Genomic DNA, 20,831 nt, shown 5'->3' on the forward strand with positions numbered 1-20,831 from the left:
GCGCCACGGAGACGGTAATGTTCAAACGAGCTGAAGGTGATGCGAGGCGATCGGTCACGATCCATGTCGGCGGCCAGGCGATCGCCGCGCGCGAAGGCGACACGGTGTCGGCGGCGCTGCTCGCCTCCGGCCTCGACGTTCGGCGCGCAACGGCGGTGAGCGGCGCGAAGCGGCTGCCTTACTGCATGATGGGCGTGTGCTTCGACTGCCTCGTGACGATCGATGGTGTCGGCAACCGCCAGGGCTGCCTCGTGCCGGTGGCCGAGGGCATGCAGATCGAAATCCAGAAGGGCAAGCGGGAGATTGGCAAATGAGCGCCGCGCCGAGGCATGAGAACTACGACGTCGTGGTGATCGGCGCAGGTCCCGCGGGCCTCGCCGCAGCCGCCACGACCGCCGAAGCCGGTCTCTCGACGCTGTTGCTCGACGAGAACGCCGGTCCCGGCGGCCAAGTCTGGCGCGCCATCAATTCCACGCCGCTCAAGAACGAAGCGCTGCTCGGCGCGGACTACTGGTCCGGTGCCGAGATCGCCAAGGCGGCGCGCGACAGCGGCGCGGAGATCATCCATCGCGCCACGGTGTGGAGCCTCGATCGCAATCTCGAGATCGGCGTCTCCGTGGGCGGAGGCTCGGCCTTCATCAAGGCCAAGCGGGTCATCATCGCGACGGGCGCGCAGGAGCGGCCGTTTCCGATTCCCGGTTGGACCTTGCCCGGCGTGATGACGGTCGGCGCGGCGCAGACGATGCTGAAATCCTCAGGGCTGGTGCCGGACTGCCCGACGGTGCTGGCCGGGCAGGGGCCGCTGCTGTGGCTGCTCGCGGCGCAGATCCTGCGCCTCGGTGGCCGCATCGATCGCATCCTCGACACCACGCCGCGCGCCAACTACATCGCGGCGCTGCCTCATGCGTTCGCGTTCCTCACCTCATCCTATTTCGGCAAGGGGCTCGCAATGATGCGCGAGGTCCGCGCGAAGGTGCGCGTGACCAGCGGCGTGACCGAGCTGGCTGCCTCGGGCAACGGCAAGCTCGAGAGCGTGACCTATGTTGCCTGCGGCAAGCGCGAGACGCTGCCTGCCGAGCTCCTGCTGCTGCATCAGGGCGTGGTGCCCAACGTCAATCTGCCGATGGCGGCCGGCGTCGAGCATCGCTGGAACGAGCTGCAGCTGTGCTGGACTCCGGTGCTGGACGCGTTGGGCAACAGCTCCGTTCCGGGCATTGCGATCGCGGGGGATGGCGCCGGTATCGGCGGTGCGCAGGCGGCTGAGGTGCGCGGACGACGGGCGGCGGGCGATGCCATCAAGGCGCTGCGGCCTCAGGCGAAGGTGGTCGATCTCACCGCGGAGTTGTCGCGCGCCGAGCGCGGCCGTGCCTTTCTCGATGTCCTGTTCCAGCCCGCAAAACAGTTCCGTATCCCGCAGGGCGACACCATCGTCTGTCGCTGCGAGGAGATCACCGCCAAGGACGTGCTCGACTCCGTCGCGATCGGCGCGACCGGGCCGAACCAGCTCAAGGCCTATCGCCGCACCGGAATGGGTCCGTGCCAGGGCCGGCTGTGCGGCCTCACCGTCACCGAGCTGATGGCCGAGGCGCGCGGCAAGAGCCCGCAGGAGATCGGCTATTACCGCCTGCGCGCGCCGGTGAAGCCGATCACGCTGTCGGAGCTGGCGAGCCTGCCGAAGAATGATGAGGCGACCAAAGCGGTGGTGCGCGGATGATCATGCAAGCGGATGCCATCATTGTCGGTGGCGGCATCCACGGCTGCTCGACGGCGCTGCATCTCTGTCTCGCCGGGCTGAAGCCTGTGCTGATCGAGAAGGATTATGCGGGACGGCATGCCTCCGGCGTGAATGCCGGCGGCGTGCGCCAGCTCATGCGCGGCGTCGCCGAGATTCCGCTGTCGATCCGCTCGATGGCGATCTGGGAGACCATCGGCGACCTCGTCGACGATGATTGCGGCTTCGAGAGCCACGGCCAGGTGCTCGTCGCGGAGAATGATGCCGAGCTCGACGCCTGCCGCGCCCGTGTCGCAGACCTGAACTCGCGCGGCTTCACGCACGAGGAGCTGATTGACGCAACGGAGCTGCGCCGCCTCGTGCCGGCTGTCGCCGAAAGTTGTCCGGGCGGCGTGGTGTCGCGTCGCGACGGCGCCGCACAGCCTGCAAAGACCACCACGGCGTTCCGGCGCAAGGCGGAGCAACTCGGCGCGACCGTTCGCGAGGGCGTGGCCGCGACCAACATCCGCAAGAACGGCAAGCTCTGGCATGTGGACGTCGGGGCCGAGACCTTCGCAGCTCCGGTGCTGGTCAACGCGGCGGGCGCCTGGGCTGGCCGGATTGCCGCGCAGTTCGGTGAGCCCGTGCCGGTCGAGACCATCGCGCCGATGCTGATGATCACCTCCCCGGTCCCACACTTCATCGATCCCGTGGTGATCCTGCGCGGCCGCAAGCTGTCGTTCAAGCAGTTCCCCAACGGCACGGTGCTGATCGGTGGCGGACATCTCGCTCTGCCTGACCAGGACCGCAACGAGACCGTGCTCGATTGGCGCAAGCTCGCGGAGAGCGCGCGCACCGTGTCCGAGCTGTTCGAGGTGATGCGCAGCGCGACCATCAACCGGGCCTGGGCCGGCATCGAGGCGCGCACGCGCGACGACATTCCGGTGTTCGGTCCGAGCGCGCTGCATGAAGGGCTGTATCATCAGTTCGGCTTCTCGGCGCATGGCTTCCAGCTCGGCCCCGGCGCGGGCGCCGTGATGGCGGAGCTGATCGTCCATGGCGGGACACAGACCCGCATCGGCGGGCTCAGCATCGAGCGCTTCCGCATTTCCACCCCATCAGCAACAGCATGAGGACCATATGACCATCACCCGCAAGATCCGCTCCGCCATTCATCATCGCATCGTCGAGGCCAATGGCTTCGTGTTCATCGGCGGCACTATCGCCGACGACACCTCGGTGTCGATGGGTGAGCAGACCCGCAACATCCTCGGCAAGATCGACGGCTTCCTCAAGGAAGCGGGCACTGACAAGTCGCGCGTCGTCTCGGGCCAGATCTTCGTCACGGATCTGTCGAAGAAGAAGGAGATGGATGCGGCCTGGACCGAGTTCTTCGGCGACGATCTGCCGGTCCGCGCCACTGTCGGCGTCTCCGATCTCGGCGGTGGCGCGCTGATCGAGATCGTGATCACCGCGGTCAAGGGCTGAGCAGCGCAATCAGACGATCGGTCTCGTGATGACGCGCGGAGCTCGCTCCGCGCGTCATTTGCTTTCTGGATGATTCCGATCGAACAAGGCGGCTCTCTTTGCTGATCTCGATCAGGGGAAGCCGAACCGCATGACCGACGCGAACGGCCTGCCATCTCCGTCCGCTGGCCTCGATGCGGTGTTCGCCCATATCGACGGTCACCGGCAGGAGTTCCTCGCGCGCGTCATGGACTATGTGCGCCATCCCTCGATCAGCGCGCACAATATCGGCATCGCCGAGGTCGCGGCGCTGCTGGTGCGGATGCTGCGGGAGATCGGGCTCGAGGCGGACACCGTGGCGGCGGCGAGTCATCCGATGGTGCTGGGGCGCTGGCACAAGAAGCCGGATGCGCCCACCGTGCTGCTCTATGGCCATTACGACGTGCAGCCGCCGGACCCGCTCGATCTCGACGCCGCCAAAGCGAGCCTCGGTCTCAGCCGGCGCGCCGGCTGAACGCGGCTACTACGAAAGGCTGATGTTCCATCCGACGCTGACCATCAACGGCTTTCATGGCGGCCATCGCGGACCGGGCAGCAAGACTGTCCTTCCTTGTGAGGCGCTTGTGAAGTGCGACATCCGTCTGGTCGAGTCGATGACGCCGGATGACGTGCTGGCCAAGGTCGAGGCACATGTGAAGAAGCATGCACCCGAGGTCGAGTTCATCGCTCACGCCGGCATGCTGCCGTCACGCGTGCCGCTCGATTCGCCGTTCGCGGCGATCATCCGTGACGAGATCACGCTGGCCCAGCGCGTCACGCCGCTCGAATTTCCCTGCACCGGGACAGCCTGCCGGACTACGTCTTCACCAAGACTCTCGGTGTGCCCGCCTTCGTCGTCCCCTACGGCAATGCCGACGAGGCCAACCATGCGCCGAATGAGAACATGACAATTGATTGCTTTCATAACGGAATCCGAACCGGAGCGGCGGTGCTCGACCGCGTCGGCGCGAGCCGCGGCTGAGGCCGGCAGCCGCTCATCACGATTTTTTGCGCCGCCGATGTGGTCATCGCGCGGCCACGAAACGATGGCATTGAGCCCGCGTTCCCTGATGGTGCGGTCCGAATCGATCACGCGCGGCGAGATCGCGCATGGATTAACGCAGTTGATATCGCCTAATCTCGATGCGGATTAGTAACCGTGGCTTCAGGGCTCGGAGCTGGCAGATGCACGACCCCGTTGACCTTCCGCGTGATCAGACGAGTTCCGCCGGAGCCGCCGCGCATAGCGCGCCGGAGAGCGCCGCGGCCGTGACGATCGCGCCGGAGATCCAGCTCGACAAGCTCCCTGCAATCGAATCGACGTCGGAGTGTCACGACGCCAGCGATGCGCGCGACGACCATGAGGGCGCAGAGCGCATCGAGACATCCAGGCTCGTCACGCCGACGATGTGGCGGTGACCGGCGCACCGAACCCGCAGGCGCCGATCAGGACTTGCGTTCCGTCGGCGCCGTGACCGGATCGGCTGTGCCCTGTGACGATGTCTGCTCCTGTTGCTTCAGCTGCTTGTCGATCGTCTCGCGCGAGCCTTCGGCCGGTTCCTTGTCGAATGGACTCTGTCGTTCCTGCATCGGTTGTTCTGCCATTTCGCTCTCCTTCTGCATCGGGGGCGAACGGTAGCCAGTGCGAGGCGTTCCAACCGGGGCGTCATCCCAAATAGATGCTCCACGTGCATGCGACAAAGAAGCGACGGTTCGATTGGAACGTTCGGCCGGAGCGACAGGTTGTGCGGACAGTATGGCGCTTCACTTACGACAGAGAGGAACGCGAGACATGAGCAACAAAGCGCGAGATATTTTCATCCTCGGCCTCCGCAACGCCCATGCCATGGAGATCCAGGCGCGGGAGTTGATGGAGCGGCAGTCCGAGCGGATGGACGACTACCCCGAAGTCAAGGCACGGCTGCAGAGCCATCTGCAGGAGACAAATCAGCAGCTGCAACGGCTGGAGCAATGCCTGGACGCGTGTGGCGAGAGCAATTCGACGCTCAAGGACACCGCACAATCGGCGATGGCCAACATGATGGCCATGGGACACGCGATGTCCGGCGATGAGATCCTGAAGAACACCTTCGCCAACAACGCGTTCGAGAATTTCGAGATCGCTGCCTACAAGTCGCTGATCGCACTCTGCGGCGCCGCCGGCGTCGAGGAGGCGCGTGGCCCGCTGCAGCAGTCGCTGCAGGAGGAGGAGCGGATGGCGGAGTGGGTCGATTCCAACGTCGAGAAGGTCACGCTGCAATTCGTCCAGCACGAGGAGCGGCAGGCGGCCTGATCGATTGTATCTCGAAGGCTGGATCGGGAACCCGTCAACTCGATCGCAACCTCCGGTATCATCCGGATACCCGCGACTCGGTTGATCGGGTACACCAAATCCAGCCCTTCTTGGGGCGTTTCCTCCCTGGACTTGGGCCGCCTGCACTGAATGTGCGGGCGGCTTCTTTCTTTCGGAGGCCTGGCGTCAGGTGTCCCGGTCCGGAAGCCGGACCCATGGCCGGTCGTCCCAGTCGCGTTCCTCGAAGCCGACGATATCGCCATTGTGCGACAGCGTGAGGTCGAGATCATCCCAGCCGTTCAGCAGCTTGAGCTGCCAGATCGGATCGATGGTGAACGAATAGTTGCGATTGCCGATCCTGATCAGGCAATCCTCGAGATCGACGGTCATCGTCGATCCCGTCGTTTGAATGAGGTCCAAGATCTCCTCGGCATCCGCTTCGCTGACTTTCGCCGGCAGCAGGCCGTTGTTGACGGCGTTGGACGCGAAGATGTCGCCGAAGCTCGGCGCGATCACGCAGCGAAAGCCGAAATCGACCAGCGCATAGACCGCGGCCTCGCGCGAGGAGCCGGCGCCGAAATTGCGCCGCGTGACCAGCACGGCGGCATCCCGAGCGCCGGGTGCATTGAGCGGGAAGTCGGGCCGCGGCTGACCGCTTTCGTCGAAGCGCAGGTCGTGCAGCAAATATTGGCCGTAGCCGTCGGCGCGCGAGCGCTTCATGAAGCGCGCGGGAATCAGTTGATCGGTGTCGATGCTGGCGAGCGGCAGCCCGCAGGCTGTCGTCGTGAGACGATCGAACGGCGTCATGCCTTCCTCCCGAGCAGAGCTCTCACATCGGTCAGATGGCCGGTCACCGCTGCGGCGGCGACCATGGCGGGTGACATCAGGTGGGTGCGCGCGCCCGGTCCCTGCCGGCCCTTGAAGTTGCGGTTGGTGGTCGACGCGCAGCGCTCGCCTGATGGCACGAGATCGCCGTTCATGCCGACGCACATCGAGCAACCCGAGCCGACCCAATCGAGGCCGGCGTCGATGAAGACGCGGTCGAGGCCTTCCTGCTCGGCCTGCTGCTTGACGAGATGCGAGCCGGGCGACACCAGTCCTGGCACAAGCACCTTGCGGCCGGCGAGAACGCCAGCCGCAGCGCGCAGATCCTCGATGCGGCTGTTGGTGCAAGAGCCGATGAAGACGCGGTCGATGGTGATCGTGTCGAGCGCTTGGCCCGGCGTCAGGCCCATGTAGTCGAGCGCTTCGCGGACATGGCTCGCGCGCGAGGGATCGTCCACAGCGGCAGGATCCGGCAGGCGGGCGCTGATGGGCAGCGCATCCTCGGGACTGATGCCCCAGGTCACGGTGGGCGCGATGTCGATGCCTCGCAGCGGGATCTCGCGATCGAATATCGCGTCGGCATCCGTCGGGAGCTTGCGCCAGGCGGCGATGGCGCGATCGAGGATCTCGCCCGCCGGCGCGAAGGGCCGCCCGTTCACATAGGCGAAGGTGGCCTCGTCCGGCGCAATCATGCCGCAGCGCGCGCCGCTCTCGATGGAGAGGTTGCACAGCGTCAGCCGTCCTTCCATCGACAACGCGCGGATCGCTGATCCCGCATATTCGATCGCATGACCCTGCGCGCCGTCGGCCCCGATCGCGGCGATGATCGACAGCGCGATGTCCTTGGCGGTGATATCAGGCGCAGTGGCACCCTCGATCGTGATGCGCATCTGCTTCGGCCTCTTCTGCCATAGCGTCTGCGTCAGCAGTACATGCGCGACTTCGGAGGCGCCGATGCCGAAGGCGAGCGCGCCGAACGCGCCGTGGGTCGAGGTGTGGCTGTCGCCGCAGACCATGGTGAGGCCGGGCAGCGTCAGGCCTTGCTCCGGTCCGACGACGTGGACGATGCCCTGGCGCGGATCGTCGAAGCCGAACAGGCGGATGTCGTTCGCGCGGCAATTATCGTCGAGCTGGCGGATCATGCCGGCGATATCGGGCGCGATCTCGCGGAGGTCGCGCGTGCGGGTCGGCACGTAGTGATCGGCGACGCCGATCGTCAGATCCGGCCGGCCCACATGGGCGCCCTTGTCCTTCAGCTTGTTGAAGGCGTGGAACGAGCCTTCATGCACGAGGTGGCGGTCGATATACAGCAGCTCGGCGCCGTCGTCGCGGCGTGTCACCACGTGGGTGTCCCATACCTTCTCGAACAGCGTGCGCGGCTGCCGCGCTGCATCGCTCATGTTCGAACCTCCTCCGTCGATCTCAATTCATTTCTCATGTCGTGCGTATCGACGCCGCAGGGAAGGGGGCGCGCGCCGGCATGTGTCCCTGATACACCGCCTCCAGCGCCGTGCGCGGCGCATTGTTGTCGCCGGCCTGGACTACCGGCACGGCGCGTGATCTCGCCGATCGAGAGTGGCCGATGCTGCGACAAATCGCGTGATCCTCCGATGAAGCCGCCCATGGCTTGATCCCCATGGCTTGATCCTTGCTCCGGCGACGGTCGTGGAGCCCGTTGACCGGAGCTGTTATATTTTCTATACACCTACTGTATTGGAAGCAAGATAGCTCTGTCACCACGGGACTCCCCGCCTTGCGCACCGCGTCCGAGCCACTGAAGGCACGACGGATATACCTGCTGCTGAAGGACAAGATCGCATCCGGCGAGCTTGCGGACGGCGAGCGGCTGCCCGGCGAGTTCGCGCTGGCCGAAGAGCACGGCGTCTCCCGCGTCACCATCCGTCAGGCGCTCGATCTGCTCGCTGGCGAAGATCTCATTCAGAAGAAGAGCGGGCTCGGCACCTTCGTGCATCGCCCGGCTTCCAAGGTTCGCACCGTTCTTGCCGACGTCTCCAACGTGTTCGCGCATCTGATCGAGATGGGCCGCACGACCGACGTCCGGCTGTTGTCGTTCGACTACGTCACGCCGTCCGACCAGATCCGCGAAGCCTTGCAACTCGCGCCCGACGAGCGCTCGCAGCGCTCGGTGCGCGTCCGCCTCGTCGATGGCGTGCCGTTCTCCTATCTCATCGCCAACGTGCCCGAGCGCATCGGCCGCAATTATTCGCGCGAGGATCTCGCGCGCATGCCGCTGCTCGAATTGATCGAGCGTTCCGGTCTCACAAGCGCCTCGGCGCGGCAGGAGATCAGCGCCGTGCTGTCGAGCCCCGACGTGGCCGAGGCGCTCGACATCGATGTCGGCATGCCGCTCGTCGCCCTGCGCCGCACGGTCTACGGCAAGGACGGCCAGCCGATGGAGCACCTGCAGGCGCTCTACCGGCCCGACCGCTACACATTGCAGATGAACCTCGAACGGACGGGCGACGAAGGGCACCGGCACTGGAGCCCGACCGCTGAGGTGTACCGCAGGGAGCGCCCGCGCCGGCGGCCGCCAGTCAGGAAAGTGGGGAAGTCATGACGCTTGGCTCGAAGTCGCTGTCACGCCGTACCGTGCTCAAGAGCGGTGTCGCGCTCACCTCGATGCTGGCCGCTCCGGGCCTGCTGCGCGCGGAGCCTGCGCCGGTCAAAGTTGGATTGCTGCAGCCGATCTCCGGTGCGTTCGCGCTGGATGGTGACCTCGCCAAGATCGGCGCGGAATTCGCGATCAAGGAGATCAACGACGCCGGCGGCATCAAGGCGCTCGGCGGCGCCAAGCTCGAGCTCGTGATCGGCGACAGCCGCTCCAACGCCGAAGCGGGCGCGCAGGCGACCGAGGAGCTGCAGTCGGCCGGCGTCGCCGCCGTGCTCGGCGGCTTCGCTTCGGGCATCGCGCTGACCGCGACGCAGACCGCGTCGCGCTACGACCTGCCGTTCGTCGTCGACTGCGCAGTGGCCGATACCATCACCGAGCGCGGCCTGAAGAACACGTTCCGCTTCAATCCGAACTTCAGCATGGCGACGTCCGTCGCGCTGAAGAACCTCGTCAAGCTCAATGACGATGCCGGCAAGCCGATCAAGACGGTGGCGATCGTGCACGAGGACGGCCTGTTCGGCTCGGGGCTCGCCAAGATCATGCAGGAGAAGCTGCCGCCGCTCGGCTTCCAGATCGTCGAGACCATCGCGCATCCGACCCCGGCGCGCGACATGACCAACGTCGTGCTGCGGCTGCGCGCGCTCAATCCCGATTTGATCGTGCCGTCGCACTATTTCAACGAGTTCGTGCTGATGGCCCGCACCCTGCAACAGCAGCGCGTGCGCCCGAAAGGCATCTACGCCGTGTTCGGCGGCGCCGCGTCGAGCTATCGCTTCGTCAACGAATTCCCCGAGGCCGCCCAGGGCGTGATGGACTGCAATCACTGGGGCGATCCCAAGAGCCCGATCACCGCCAAGCTGCGCGAGACCGTGACCGCCGCCGGCAAGTTCTACGCCTACAACACGCCGATCAACTATTCGCTGGTGAAGGTGTTCGCCCAGGCCGTCGAGAAGGCCGGCAGCGCCGACCGCGCCAAGATCATCGAGGCGTTGGCAGCGAACGAGTTCGACAGCGGCGTGATGCCCTACGGCAAGACCAAGTTCGACGCCAAGGGGCAGAACACCAGCGCGCTGCCGCTGAACACGCAGGTCCAGGGCAAGGACATCAAGGTGATCTACCCGTCGGAGTATGCCGACGCCAAGCCGGTGTTCCCGATCAACGGGTGATCGGGGTAGGGGGCTTGAGAGGACAGCCCGCAGTCTCTGGATTGTAGCTGTTCCTGTTCGCTGAGTTCGAGCATTTTGCACCACGATCGGTGTGCTCCCTCTCCCCGTTCTTCACGGGGAGAGGGTCGGGGTGAGGGGCAGCCACACCCACCGACCGTGCCGAAAGCCCCCCTCACCCGGATTGCATCTTCGATGCAATCCGGCATCTCCCCGCACGCGGGGAGAGGCGAAGACCGAGCCAGCGGCGAACGGGTCGCGTACGAATCAAAAGCGGGTCGCTCGCAGCGTCCGCTGAACTTGAGGATATGATGTATTCGCCCCAGATCGTCGTGGAGGCGCTGTTGAACGGACTGATGCTGGGTGCGATCTATGCCTTGATCGCGCTTGGCCTGACCCTGATCTACGGCGTGCTGCACATCGTGAATTTCGCCCACGGCGCGCTGCTGACGGTGGCGATGTTCATGGTGTGGCTGGCCTGCGCCCGCTACGGCATGGATCCCTATCTCGCGATCCTGTTCGTCGCGCCCTTCATGTTCGCGCTCGGTTACGCCCTGCAGCGCTTCATCATCGGCCCGGCGAGCCACGGCAAGGACAACGGCATCCTCTTGGTTACTCTGGGTCTGTCGATCATCATCGAGAACGCGCTGCTCGCTGCGTTCCAGTCCGACACCCGCACCATCACCACGGACTACTCGTTCCGCGTCGTCGAGCTCGGCCCGCTCCTGCTGTCGTTCCCCCGCGTCGTCGGCTTCGGCGTCACCATCGCCACGACGCTGCTGCTCTGGCTGGTGCTGCACCAGACCGACATCGGCAAGGCGATCCGCGCAGTCGCGAAGGAGAAGCTCGGCGCCGCCCTCGTCGGCATCAGCGTGCCGCATGTCTACGCCATGACCTTTGCGATCGGCTGCGCCTGTCTCGCCGTCGCCGCGGGCCTGCTGATGCCGTCGTTCTATGTCAGCCCGAAGACCGGCGCGGCCTTCGTGCTGGTCGCCTTCACCATCGTCGTGCTCGGCGGCATGGGCTCGATCCCCGGCGCGCTGATCGGCGGGCTGCTGATCGGTGTCGTCGAGGCGGCGTCCAGCCTGTTCCTCGGCGACAGCCTCGGCCAGATCGGCATCTTCCTGATCTTCATCGTCACATTGCTGGTGCGCCCGACCGGCCTGTTCGGCGCGCGCGCATGACCAGGCCGCGTCTCACCACTCTCGTCATCATCGTCGCAGCACTCGCCGTGGTCCCGTTCCTTGGCCTGTCCGGCGCGCTCTTGAACCTGATGATCTTCATGATGATCATCGCCTTGGCGGCGCAGGGCTGGAACATCCTCGGCGGCTATGCCGGCCTGTCGTCGTTCGGCCACGCCGCATTCTTCGGTGCCGGCGCCTATGCGATGGCCGTGCTGCAGACCCGCTTCGGCGTCAATGCCTGGATTGCGCTCGTCATCGGCATCGCGTTGGGCGCGCTGGTCGGCGCTGTCATCGGTTTCCTCAGCTTCCGCTCCGGCCTGAAAGGCTCGTATTTCGCGCTGATCACCTTGGCCTTCGCCGAGGTTGCCCGCATCCTCGCCAACAGCACCGATTTCACCGGCGGCGCCGCCGGCATCCTGCTGAAGCTGCAGCCGGGCCTGCCGTACCTGCAATTCGCCGATCGCCGCTATTTCCTGCTGATCGCGCTCGGCTTCGTCGCCATCGGCCTTCTCGTCAGCTGGTGGCTGGAACATTCGCGCTTCGGCGCCTATCTCGTCGCGCTGCGCGAGAACGAGCAGGCGGCGCAGGCGCTCGGCGTCAACGTGTTCGCGGTGAAGATGAAGGCGATCGCGATCTCCGGCGCGCTGACCGCCGCCGCGGGCTGTCTCTATGCGCAGAACTACCTGTTCATCGACGCCAATGTCGCGTTCGGCTCGTGGATCTCGATCGAGGCGCTGTTCGCAGCCATCGTCGGCGGCTCCGGCACCGTGCTCGGGCCACTGGTCGGCGCGATCGTGCTGCTCGGACTCGGCGAGCTCACCAAGAGCGTCTCCGGCGGCATTCCCGGCATGGACCTGCTGGTGTTCGGCGTCATCCTGGTGCTGTCGGTGGCATTCTCGCCGAACGGCCTGGTCATGCTGATGAAGAGCCTCGGCCTGCGCGCGCCGAAGGCGAAGGAGGCGTGATGCTCGAGGTCAAATCCCTCACCAAGCGCTTCTCCGGCCTCGTCGCGGTCGACCAGGCCTCGCTGTCGGTTGCCAAGGGCTCGATCACCGGCCTGATCGGCCCCAACGGCGCCGGCAAGACCACGCTGTTCGCGATGGTCGCTGGCTTCCTGCAGCCGGATGGCGGCAGCGTCAACTATGACGGCCGCGACATCACGCAGCTTGCGCCGCATGTCAGGGCACGGCAGGGCATCGCGCGCACCTTCCAGATCGTGCAGCCGTTCGAAGGCCTGAACGTGCAGGAGAACATCGCCGTCGGCGCCTATCTGCATACGCCGGATGCCAAGGAGGCTATGGCGCAGGCCGCAGACATCGCCAAGCGCGTCGGCCTCGGCGCCGACCTCGCCAAGGCGTCGTCCGATCTCACCGTCGCCGGCCGCAAGCGTCTCGAAGTGGCGCGCGCGCTCGCAACCAGGCCGAAGCTGCTGCTGCTCGACGAGGTGCTGGCAGGTCTCAACCCGTCCGAGATCCGCGACGTGCTGCCGCTGGTGCGCGACATCCGCGACCAGGGCGTCACCATCCTGATGATCGAGCACATCATGCAGGCCGTGATGAATCTCTGCGACAAGGTCTATGTGCTGTCGCAGGGACGCATGATCGCCGAGGGCGAGCCGAGGGCCGTGTGTGAGGATCCCCAAGTGATCGAGGCCTATCTCGGCCATGGCGCGGCCGAACGTCTGCGCGCGGAGCAGGCCGATGCTTGAGGTCCGCGATCTCCGCGCCGGCTACGGCGGAACGGAAGTGCTGCGCGGCGTCAGTTTCGACGTCAACGCCGGCGAGGTCGTCGCCGTGCTCGGCTCCAACGGCGTCGGCAAGACGACCTTGAACAAGGTGCTCTCTGGCATCGTACCTGCCACGGCCGGCACAATCCGCTTCAACGGTGCTGCGCTGGAGCATGCGGCGGCGCCCGACATCGTCACCGCCGGCCTGATCCATGTGCCCGAGGGCCGCAAGATCTTCCCCAATCTGTCGGTGCGCGAGAACCTCGAACTCGGCGCGTATTGCAGGCCGCGGCGCGGGCGTGCCGAGCGCATCGAGCAGATCTACGCGACCTTCCCGAAGCTGAAGCAGCGCGCGCGGCAATATGCCGGCACGCTGTCCGGCGGCGAGCAGCAGATGCTGGCGATCGGTCGCGGCCTGATGGGCGAGCCGAAGCTACTCATCCTCGACGAGCCGTCGCTCGGCCTGTCGCCGCTGATGGTGGAGGAGATGTTCGCGCTGATCGCGCGGCTCGCGGCCTCAGGCCTCGCCATCATGCTGGTGGAGCAGAACGTCGTGCAGTCGCTCGAACTCGCCGGCCGCGCCTACATCATGGAGAACGGCATCATCACGCTTTCCGGCCAGGCGTCCGAGCTGAAATCGAATGCCGAACTGAAGCGCGCCTATCTCGGTCTGTGACATCAGCTTCAGCGAATGGTTTGAGACAAACAAGGAAACGACAATGAGCCTGAGATCCACTCTGGCATCAGCCGAGCCGACGATCGCGCCCGGCGTGTACGACGCGCTGACCGCGAGCATCGCCGCTGAGGCCGGCTTCAAGGCGCTGTATCTGACCGGCGCCGGCATCGCCTATACCAAGCTCGGCCGGCCCGACATCGGGCTGGTGTCGATGATGGAGGTCGCCGACACCATCGCCATGATCCGCGACCGCGTCGACACCCCGCTCGTCGTCGACGGCGACACCGGCTTCGGCAATGCGCTCAACGTGCAGCGGACGATCCGGCTGTTCGAGCGCATGGGCGCCTCCGCCATTCAGCTCGAAGACCAGACCACGCCGAAGCGCTGCGGCCATCTGACCGACAAGGCCGTGATCAGCGCCAGCGAGATGGTCGGCAAGATCAAGGCCGCGCTCGATGCGCGCCAGTCATCGGAGACCTTGATCGTCGCGCGCACCGATGCGCTGGCGATCGATGGCATGGAGGCCGCGATCGAACGCGCCGAGCGCTATGCCGAGGCCGGCGCCGACGTGCTCTTCGTCGAGGCCCCGAAGAGCAATGAGCAACTGTCAGCGATCGCAGGCCGGCTGGCCTCGAAGCGGCCGCTGCTCGCCAATATGGTCGAGGGCGGCTCGACGCCGATCCATGCAGCATCAGAGCTCGGCGCGCTCGGCTTCAAGCTCGTGATCTTCCCCGGCGGCATCGTGCGCGCGCTCGCCTTCTCGGCGCGGGCCTACTATCAGTCGCTGGCGCAGGCCGGCTCGACCAAGCCGTTCGCCGACCGCATGCTCGATTTCGCCGGCCTCAACGCGATGCTCGGCACGGCCGATATCCTGGCCAATGGCGCCCGCTACGCGGCTGATGACGAGGGGACCTGGGCATGACCAGCTTGGATCCGATCACGCTCGCCGTTCTGAAGGGACGGTTGGAGCAAATCGCCGACGAGATGGACGCGACGCTCTATCGCTCCGCGTTCAACCCGACCATCGCCGAGGCGCGCGACGCCTGCCACGGCATCTATCACGCGACGACAGGCGATACGCTGGTGCAGGGGCAGGGCGGCCTCCCGATCTTCGTCGGCGCGATGGCCTTTGCCGTGCGCGCCGTCATCGCCAAGGTCGAGAAGGAGGGCGGGTTAGAGGAGGGCGACACCTTCATCTTCAACGATCCCTATGACGGTGGCACGCATCTCAACGATTTCCGCCTGGTGCGTCCGGTGTTCCGAAACGGCGGCGTGTTCTGCTGGATCGCCTCGGTCGGGCACTGGCTCGACATCGGCGGCAATGTCGCCGGCGGCTACAACCCGAAGGCGGTCGAGAGTTTCCAGGAAGGCATGCGCATTCCCCCCGTGAAGCTGATCGCGGCCGGGCGCATGAACCACGACATCCTCGGCATCATCGAAGCCAATTCGCGCGTGCCGATGTCGAACTGGGGCGACCTCAACGGCCAGCTCAACGCGCTCGATCTCGGCGAGCGCCGACTGCGCGCGCTGCTCGACGATTACGGCGATCAGACTGTCTCAAACGCGTTCGAGGCGTTCTCCGATCGTGCCGAGACCCTGATGCGCGCCGCGATCGCCTCGCTGCCCGACGGCACCTATTCGTTCGAGGACGTGCTCGACAATGACGGCATCGTCGATGTGCCGCTGACCGTCGCGCTCGATGTCACCATTGCCGGCGACACGCTGACGCTCGACTTCACCCGCTCGTCGGCGGCCTGCAAGGGCCCGATCAACATCTCGCGCTCGACCACGATCGCGGCCTGCTACGTCGCGCTGAAGCATGTGTTCACCGAGGTGCCGGCCAATGCCGGCTGTCTGCGGCCGATCTCGTTCAACATCACAGACGGCTCGCTACTCGCCGCAGGGCCGCCGAAGCCGGTCGCGGGCTATACCGAGACCATCCTGCGCTTGATCGGCGTCGTGCTCGGCGCGCTCGCCAAGGCCGATCCGTCGCGCGCCACCGCCGCGCCGTTCGGCACCATCAATGCGCTATCGATCGCCGGCCATCGCAAGGACAACAGCCGTTTCGTGATGTTCTCGTTCTTCGGCGGCGGCCTCGGTGGCAATCCCGCCAGCGACGGCCTCAACCATGCCAACAACCCGATCTCGACCGCGACCATTCCGCCCGTGGAAATCCTCGAAGCAGCCTATCCCGTCATGTTCACGCAATGGGCGTTGCGCCCGGATTCCGCCGGTGCCGGCACGCATCGCGGCGGCGTCGGTGCCGTCTATGAGGTCGAGCTGCTGGCCGATGCCGACGTCGCGCTGCTCGGCGAGCGCGGCAAGGCGGCGCCGTTCGGCGTCGCTGGCGGTGGTAGTGCTGCGCTCAATCATTTCGCCTGGCAGACGGAGCAGGGCGAGGCGAGCCCGCCGATGGTGTCCAAGATCACCGATCTGCATTTGAAGGCCGGCAAGCGCGTGCGGCTGGAGACACCCGGCGGCGGCGGCTGGGGCCCGCCGCAGGCGCGGCCCGTCGCCGATGTCGCCCACGACGTCGCGCTCGGCTTCGTCTCGCCGACGCAGGCGCGCGACGTCTACAAGGTTGCCGTGTCGGCTGATGGCGCGGTCGACGAGGCCGCGACGCGCACGCTCCGCGCCGGAGGTGCGGCATGAGCAAGCTCGGCACCATCGTCGGCGTCGACGTCGGCGGCACCTTCACCGATCTCTTCTACTTCGACGAGACGAAGCGCAGCTTCCGCACCAACAAGGTGCCGTCGAACCGCGGCGACGAAGCCGTCGGATTCCTCGAAGGCCTGCAGGGCTTCGGCGCGGTCTCGCATCTCACCTCGATCGTGCATGGCACGACCGTCGGCACCAACGCGCTCTTGGAACGCAAGGGCGCGCGCATCGGCCTGATCACCACATCAGGCTTCCGCGACGTGCTGGAGATGCGCCGCCGCGACCGCCGCAACACCTGGGGCCTGTGGGGCGACTTCGTGCCCGTGGTGGAGCGCGACATGCGCGCCGAGGTCGATGAGCGCGTGCTGTCGGACGGCACGATCCGCACAGCTATCGATATTGAGCAGGTGAAGGCGACCGCGCAGGATTTGCTTGCCAAAGGCGCGCAAGCGCTGGCGATCGTGTTCGTCAATGCCTTCGCCAATCCGGACAATGAGCGCCGCGCACTCGAAGCCGTGCAGGCGATCTGGCCGAACGACAATGTCGCGTGCTCCAGCCAGATCCTGCCGGAGATCCGCGAGTTCGAACGGACCTCGACGACCGCGCTCAACGCCTATCTGCAGCCGGTGGTTGGGTCCTATCTGCAGAAGCTGCAGAACGCGCTCACTGGCGAGGCGTTCGACGGCCGCTTCCACATCGTGCAGTCCAATGGCGGCGTGATGTCGACCGATGCTGCGCGGCGCTTCCCGATCCGCACCGCGCTGTCAGGTCCTGCGGCCGGCGTGATTGCGGCGGCGGAGATCGCCAAGGCCGCCGGCTTCCCCAACGTCATCACCGGCGATCTTGGCGGCACCTCGTTCGACGTGTCGCTGGTGGTCGACGGCGCGACCTCGCTGGCGGCGCAGACCACGATCGATTTCGGCCTCGTCGTGCGCACGCCGATGATCGAGATCACGACCATCGGCGCCGGCGGCGGCTCGATCGCCCATGTCGATGCCGGCGGCCTGCTGCAGGTCGGCCCGGAGAGCGCCGGCTCGCGGCCGGGGCCGGTGTGCTATGGCGGCGGCAACGAGCGGCCGACGCTCACCGACGCGAACGTCGTGCTCGGCCGCATCAATGCGGACAGGCCGATCGGCGGCAAGCTGACCGCTCTCGATGTCGAGGCGGCCAAGCGCGCCATCGCCAAGCATGTCGGCGAGCCGCTGGGCCTTGGCGTGATGGAAGCGGCGGAAGCCATCGTGCGCATCGCCGACAGCAAGATGGCCGGCGCCATCAGGCTGATGTCGATCGAGCGCGGCCATGATCCGGCGCGCTTCGCGGCCGTGCCGTTCGGCGGCGGCGGCGCGCTGCACGTCTCGGCGCTGATCAAGGATGTCGGGCTGAAGGCGGCCCTGGTGCCGCGCTATCCCGGCGTCACCTCGGCGCTCGGCTGCGTCATCGCCGACATCCGCCACGACCAGGTGCAGACGCTCAACATGTTCGTCGACGGCCTCGACATCGCGGCGCTGACGCGCTGGATGCTCTCCGAAGCCGCGCATGCGCAGGGCGTGGTCAAGGACGCACGGCTCGCGGTCGAGCGCATCGCCACGCTGTTCGAGCTCGACATGCACTATGTCGGCCAGACCCACACCATCCGCGCGACCCTGCCGGCGGAGATCCGCGACGGCGCCATCGCATTGACGGTCGAGGATGTGCGCAAGGCGTTCGAGACCGCGTATCAGAAGAGCTTCAGCCGACTGTTGCCGGGCGTGCCGATCAAGATCGTGAACCTGCGCACCGCGGCGATCGGCGTGCGCCCGCGCTTCGACCTCGCAACGCTTGCGCCTGACAGCAGCGCCGATCTCGCCAAGGCGAGGCTCGGCAGCCGCAACGTCTGGTTCGACGGCCAATGGTGGGACACGGCGATCTACGCGCGTCTCGATCTGCCCGTCGCCACCGAGGTCGCGGGCCCCGCGATCCTCGAGCAGCCGGATGCGACAACGGTGATCGCGCCCGGGTTCAAGGCGCGGGTGGACCAGTTCGGCAACGTCATCGTGGAGCTGATATGAGCGATCACAACATTCCCGTCGCGCAGAGCGCGCTGCTGATCGTCGATCTGCAGAACGATTTCCTCGATCCCAAGGGCGCCTATGGCCGCGCCGGCCAGACGGCGGCCGATATCGCGGCACTGCCGCCGCGGCTGAAGCCGTTCGCGGATCTCATGCGATCCAAGGGCGGCTTCGTGATCTCGACGCAGTTCACGCTGGTGCCCGGCAAGGGTGGCGAACCGATGATCTCGCCGCATCTGAAGCAACTGCGGCCGTTCCTCGCCAAGGGCGATTTCCTGCCGGGCGCCTGGGGCCATCAGCTCGTCGACCTGCTGCAGCCGGCCGATGTCACGATCGAGAAGATCGCGTACTCCGCGTTCTACATGACCCGTCTCGAATGGGTGCTGCGCAAATGCGGCATCGAGAAGCTCTATGTCGCGGGCATCGTCACCAATGGCGGCGTGGCCTCGACCGTGCGCGATGCGCATATCCGCGATTTCGAGACGGTGGTGCTGGAAGACGGCTGCGCCGCGTTCACCGCGGAGACGCATGCCGCCGCGATCGCGGCGCTGAAGCCGGTGTGCCGTGTGACCTCGGTCGCGGAGGCGACGACGGAGCTGGCGGCGTCATGAAGCAAGTCGCCTTGGACGGGCACCTGCGGGGCCTCATGGTTCGAGACGCGCCGAAGACGGCGCTCCTCACCATGAGGGGTGATAGTACCGCCGCAACCAAAGTCCTCGTCCTGAGGAGCGCGCCGGAGGCGCGCGTCTCGAAGGACGGCCACAAGCGCCGTAAGGGACGAACATGAGCGTCATCGAAATTATCGATCGCACGCCCGAGCTCTCAGTCGATTGCCTGATCATCGGCGCGGGTGCGGCGGGTCTCGTCGCCGCGCTGTCGGCGATCGAGAACGGTGAGAGCGTGCTGGTGCTGGAGCGTGATGCGGTGCCGCAGGGGTCGACGGCGCTGTCGGCCGGATTGATTCCGGCGGCGGGAACGCGCTGGCAGGCGGCGCTCGGCATTGACGACAGTCCCTCGTGCTTTGCCGCGGACATCATGCACAAGGCGCATGATGAGCCGGATGCAGCGCTGGTGAAGCTTGTTACGACGACGATCGGCCCAACGCTCGAATGGCTCGCCGACCGGCATCAGCTGCCGTTCTCGCTGGTCGACAATTTCACCTATCCCGGCCACTCGCGCTGTCGCATGCACGGTCTGCCGAGCCGCGCCGGGCGTGAGCTGATCGATCGTCTGCGCACGGCCACTGAGGCGGCCGGCATCGACATCCTCTGCGACGCGCATGCGACGACACTACTGCTCGATGCTGACCGGCGCATCATCGGCGTGCGCTTCACCCGGCCTGACGGGAGCACCGACGAGATCGGCTGCCGCCGCCTGATCCTCGCCTGCAGCGGCTATGGCGGTAATTCGGCGCTGGTCGCACGGCACATTCCGCAGATGTCGAGCGCCACCTATTTCGGCCATGTTGGCAACCAGGGCGACGCGCTGAATTGGGGCGAGCAGCTCGGCGCGGCGACGCGGCATCTCGGCGGCCATCAGGGCCACGGCTCGGTCGCGCATCCCGCCGGCATCCTGATTAGTTGGGCCACCATCACCGAGGGTGGCTTTCAGGTGAATGCGAAGGGCGAGCGATTCTCCAACGAGGCCTCGGGTTACTCCGAGCAGGCGGCCAATGTGCTGGCGCAGCCGGACGGCATCGCCTGGACCATCTTCGACGCACGCATCGCCGGCATCGCCGCGCAGTTCGAGGATTTCCGCAACGCCGTCGCGCATGGTGCGGTGCTGGAGGCGGACGACATTGCGAGCCTCGCCGCAGCGATGCGCGTCCCGGCCGATGCCCTTGCCGCGACATGCGCTGACGTGAATGAAGCGAAGGCGCAGCACCGCACCGACCGCTTCGGCCGCAGCTTCGCCGGCGTGCCGCAACTCGCGCCCCCCTATCGTGCGGTCAAGGTCACCGGCGCGTTGTTCCACACGCAAGGCGGCCTCGTCATCGACGACCGCGCCCGCGTGATGCGCACAGATGGCACTGCCATCGACAATCTGTTCGCGGTCGGCGGCGCAGCCTGCGGCGTCTCCGGGGCCGATGCCTCCGGCTATCTCTCCGGCAACGGCCTGCTCACGGCAGTCGCTCTCGGCCGCGTCGCAGGGCTGGCGCGCTGAGCACGTTCGGCGCGGGGGATCTGTCTCACTCCATTGTTTATCACAGATCGCGCGGCTCGTTCGGTTTACCTCGCCCCGCCAGGGCGAAGCGAAGCTTCGCTGAGGCGGGGAGAGGTCGGATTGATCGAAGATGCAATCCGGGTGAGGGGGGCTTTCCGCACGGTCGGTGCGCGTGGCTGCCCCTCACCCCAGCCCTCTCCCCGTGAAGAACGGGGAGAGGGAGCGCACCGCGGTCGAGGCGAGCGG

General features: G+C 66.4%; 20 protein-coding genes and 1 pseudogene. 18 read left to right on the forward strand and 3 right to left on the reverse strand.

Annotated elements, in window-relative coordinates; translation table 11 throughout:
- Nucleotides 1-17: 17 nt before the first annotated feature.
- The 6 genes and pseudogenes from ACVILH_RS15560 to ACVILH_RS15585 all read left to right on the forward strand — a co-directional run bounded on the left by ACVILH_RS15560 (nt 18) and on the right by ACVILH_RS15585 (nt 4,636).
- Entirely contained in the window at nt 18-314 is a 297-nt protein-coding gene (locus ACVILH_RS15560) for a (2Fe-2S)-binding protein (RefSeq protein ID WP_456713679.1), read from the forward strand.
- Entirely contained in the window at nt 311-1,714 is a 1,404-nt protein-coding gene (locus tag ACVILH_RS15565) for an FAD/NAD(P)-dependent oxidoreductase (protein WP_456713680.1), read from the forward strand. Before ACVILH_RS15560 ends, ACVILH_RS15565 begins: the two co-directional genes overlap by 4 nt.
- The gene (locus ACVILH_RS15570; protein ID WP_456713681.1) at nt 1,711-2,844 is read left to right on the forward strand and encodes an NAD(P)/FAD-dependent oxidoreductase; all 1,134 of its coding nucleotides are present in this window, start codon (nt 1,711-1,713) and stop codon (nt 2,842-2,844) included. The genes ACVILH_RS15565 and ACVILH_RS15570 overlap by 4 nt, the downstream gene beginning before the upstream one ends.
- 7 nt (nt 2,845-2,851) lie before the next feature.
- Complete coding sequence (locus ACVILH_RS15575; RefSeq protein WP_006613705.1) at nt 2,852-3,199, forward strand: RidA family protein; 348 nt, start codon at nt 2,852-2,854, stop codon at nt 3,197-3,199.
- Nucleotides 3,200-3,329: 130 nt separating this feature from the next.
- Nucleotides 3,330-4,199: pseudogene (locus ACVILH_RS15580) on the forward strand (peptidase dimerization domain-containing protein).
- 203 nt (nt 4,200-4,402) lie between these two features.
- Nucleotides 4,403-4,636 (forward strand): hypothetical protein, encoded by a 234-nt coding sequence (locus ACVILH_RS15585; protein WP_456713682.1) that lies wholly within the window; start codon nt 4,403-4,405, stop codon nt 4,634-4,636.
- 27 nt (nt 4,637-4,663) lie between these two features.
- Here ACVILH_RS15585 and ACVILH_RS15590 read toward each other — a convergent pair whose 3' ends face one another.
- Nucleotides 4,664-4,822: a hypothetical protein gene (locus ACVILH_RS15590; RefSeq protein ID WP_456713683.1), complete on the reverse strand. Its 159-nt coding sequence runs from the start codon at nt 4,820-4,822 to the stop codon at nt 4,664-4,666.
- 187 nt (nt 4,823-5,009) lie between these two features.
- On the opposite strand from ACVILH_RS15590, the gene ACVILH_RS15595 reads away from it, so the two are divergent.
- Nucleotides 5,010-5,510, forward strand: coding sequence for a ferritin-like domain-containing protein (locus tag ACVILH_RS15595; RefSeq protein WP_456713684.1), 501 nt, complete (start codon nt 5,010-5,012; stop codon nt 5,508-5,510).
- 186 nt (nt 5,511-5,696) lie between these two features.
- On the opposite strand, the gene leuD is transcribed toward ACVILH_RS15595, so the two are convergent.
- The gene (leuD, locus tag ACVILH_RS15600) at nt 5,697-6,317 is read right to left on the reverse strand and encodes a 3-isopropylmalate dehydratase small subunit (RefSeq protein WP_456713685.1); all 621 of its coding nucleotides are present in this window, start codon (nt 6,315-6,317) and stop codon (nt 5,697-5,699) included.
- Nucleotides 6,314-7,735 carry a 3-isopropylmalate dehydratase large subunit gene (gene leuC, locus ACVILH_RS15605; RefSeq protein WP_456713686.1) on the reverse strand — a complete coding sequence of 474 codons (1,422 nt, stop codon included), beginning with the start codon at nt 7,733-7,735 and terminating at the stop codon, nt 6,314-6,316. The genes leuD and leuC overlap by 4 nt, the downstream gene beginning before the upstream one ends.
- Before the next feature lie 353 nt (nt 7,736-8,088).
- Between leuC and ACVILH_RS15610 the strand changes: the two genes are divergently transcribed.
- From ACVILH_RS15610 to ACVILH_RS15660, 11 genes are all read left to right on the forward strand, one after another.
- On the forward strand, nt 8,089-8,913 hold the full coding sequence (locus ACVILH_RS15610; protein ID WP_456713687.1) for a GntR family transcriptional regulator: 825 nt from the start codon (nt 8,089-8,091) through the stop codon (nt 8,911-8,913).
- Nucleotides 8,910-10,133 carry an ABC transporter substrate-binding protein gene (locus tag ACVILH_RS15615; RefSeq protein ID WP_456713688.1) on the forward strand — a complete coding sequence of 408 codons (1,224 nt, stop codon included), beginning with the start codon at nt 8,910-8,912 and terminating at the stop codon, nt 10,131-10,133. Before ACVILH_RS15610 ends, ACVILH_RS15615 begins: the two co-directional genes overlap by 4 nt.
- 308 nt (nt 10,134-10,441) lie before the next feature.
- The gene (locus tag ACVILH_RS15620; protein ID WP_434918304.1) at nt 10,442-11,314 is read left to right on the forward strand and encodes an ABC transporter permease subunit; all 873 of its coding nucleotides are present in this window, start codon (nt 10,442-10,444) and stop codon (nt 11,312-11,314) included.
- Entirely contained in the window at nt 11,311-12,279 is a 969-nt protein-coding gene (locus tag ACVILH_RS15625; RefSeq protein ID WP_456713689.1) for a branched-chain amino acid ABC transporter permease, read from the forward strand. The genes ACVILH_RS15620 and ACVILH_RS15625 overlap by 4 nt, the downstream gene beginning before the upstream one ends.
- A complete protein-coding gene (locus tag ACVILH_RS15630; RefSeq protein WP_456713690.1) occupies nt 12,279-13,022 on the forward strand; it encodes an ABC transporter ATP-binding protein in 744 nt (247 codons plus the stop codon). Before ACVILH_RS15625 ends, ACVILH_RS15630 begins: the two co-directional genes overlap by 1 nt.
- Nucleotides 13,015-13,716 (forward strand): ABC transporter ATP-binding protein, encoded by a 702-nt coding sequence (locus ACVILH_RS15635; protein WP_456713691.1) that lies wholly within the window; start codon nt 13,015-13,017, stop codon nt 13,714-13,716. The genes ACVILH_RS15630 and ACVILH_RS15635 overlap by 8 nt, the downstream gene beginning before the upstream one ends.
- A 43-nt stretch (nt 13,717-13,759) precedes the next feature.
- Entirely contained in the window at nt 13,760-14,638 is an 879-nt protein-coding gene (locus ACVILH_RS15640) for an isocitrate lyase/PEP mutase family protein (protein ID WP_456713692.1), read from the forward strand.
- Entirely contained in the window at nt 14,635-16,368 is a 1,734-nt protein-coding gene (locus tag ACVILH_RS15645; protein WP_456713693.1) for a hydantoinase B/oxoprolinase family protein, read from the forward strand. Before ACVILH_RS15640 ends, ACVILH_RS15645 begins: the two co-directional genes overlap by 4 nt.
- Complete coding sequence (locus ACVILH_RS15650) at nt 16,365-18,422, forward strand: hydantoinase/oxoprolinase family protein (protein ID WP_456713694.1); 2,058 nt, start codon at nt 16,365-16,367, stop codon at nt 18,420-18,422. Before ACVILH_RS15645 ends, ACVILH_RS15650 begins: the two co-directional genes overlap by 4 nt.
- Nucleotides 18,419-19,033, forward strand: coding sequence for a cysteine hydrolase (locus ACVILH_RS15655; RefSeq protein WP_456713695.1), 615 nt, complete (start codon nt 18,419-18,421; stop codon nt 19,031-19,033). The genes ACVILH_RS15650 and ACVILH_RS15655 overlap by 4 nt, the downstream gene beginning before the upstream one ends.
- 172 nt (nt 19,034-19,205) lie before the next feature.
- Nucleotides 19,206-20,585, forward strand: coding sequence for an FAD-dependent oxidoreductase (locus ACVILH_RS15660; protein ID WP_456713696.1), 1,380 nt, complete (start codon nt 19,206-19,208; stop codon nt 20,583-20,585).
- Nucleotides 20,586-20,831: the final 246 nt, after the last annotated feature.

This window comes from Bradyrhizobium sp. USDA 4353 (assembly GCF_054063215.1).